This is a genomic window from Hymenobacter sp. AT01-02 (assembly GCF_000961955.2).
Taxonomy (GTDB): domain Bacteria; phylum Bacteroidota; class Bacteroidia; order Cytophagales; family Hymenobacteraceae; genus Hymenobacter; species Hymenobacter mucosus.
On sequence record NZ_JZIR02000092.1, the window covers coordinates 1 to 1,042 of the forward strand.

Sequence of the window (1,042 nt, forward strand, 5' to 3'; positions counted from 1 at the left end):
AGTCGCCTTGGCGGGGGGCCGGGGCGGGGCATTGGTTTCTGCGTCGGGAGTATGGTAGCGCCGGCTTCTTACGTCTGTTGCAAAGCACGGAGGAGGAGCGCTGGTTAGTGCTCCCCTACCTGCTACTGCTGGCCGCCCTCATGATTGGAGCAGCACTGGCCGTGGCTACTTTCTTTACCGTGCGCCGGGCTCGGCGGGCTGGTCTGCCCGTATGGAGTGCCTTAGGTCGGCGGCTTGCCATCAGCATGGCCATTCCGTTGATAACGGGAGGGTTGTTCTGCCTCGCCTTGTTCACGCGGGGAGCGGTGAGTTTGGTAGTACCAGGCCTACTGGTGTTCTACGGTCTCGCTCTACTCAATGCCAGCAAATACACCCTCGATGAAATTCGGTGGCTGGGACTCACGCAGATAGGACTAGGATTAGCAGCAGTGTTGCTGCCTGGCTTTGGGTTGGCGTTCTTTGCACTTGGGTTTGGTCTGGGGCACATTCTCTACGGCCTGCTGATGTACAACCGCTACGAGCGGCAGGAGGGGTAGCCCTTGCGTTCCTCTCTACGTAGCACCGTTCAATAATTCGCTGGTGTACTGCTGGCGCTACTACTTGTGAAACACAACATCCACACGCTAAACAAGGCTTTCGACAATCGGGTACGGTTGGGCGTGATGGCTGTGCTCATGGCAAACGAGTCGGTAAGCTTCAACGAGCTGAAAGAAGCACTTGACCTAACCGATGGCAACTTAGCCAGCCACGTGTCGGCCCTGGAAAAGGCTGGCTATGTGCAAGTCAGTAAGCAGTTTGTGGGAAAAAAGCCCAATACAACCTACGCCGCCTCTACCGACGGGAAAAAGGCGTTTCAGGAGCACCTAACGGCCCTGGAAAAATTGCTGCGCGGCGCCGTGTAATTTTTTTGCCCTTAAACTTTGAAACACAAAGTTCTTTTCAAAAATAAGTAACGATATGTCTACGCTTGCTACCCCAGTTTTGCCCGGCGCTTCCTCGGCGCGGGTTATACCCCTGCGGCTACCTCTCACGGCGCTACAAA

At 55.8% G+C, this 1,042-nt stretch carries 2 protein-coding genes; both read left to right on the forward strand.

The window, feature by feature from the left end:
• The coding region (locus VI25_RS25290; RefSeq protein ID WP_161806991.1) for a hypothetical protein at positions 1-536 on the forward strand (536 nt) is incomplete at its 5' end.
• A 66-nt stretch (positions 537-602) separates the two neighbouring features.
• Positions 603-902, forward strand: a complete 300-nt coding sequence (locus VI25_RS19725) for a winged helix-turn-helix domain-containing protein (protein WP_045687218.1) — start codon at positions 603-605, stop codon at positions 900-902.
• The last annotated feature ends 140 nt before the right edge of the window (positions 903-1,042 follow it).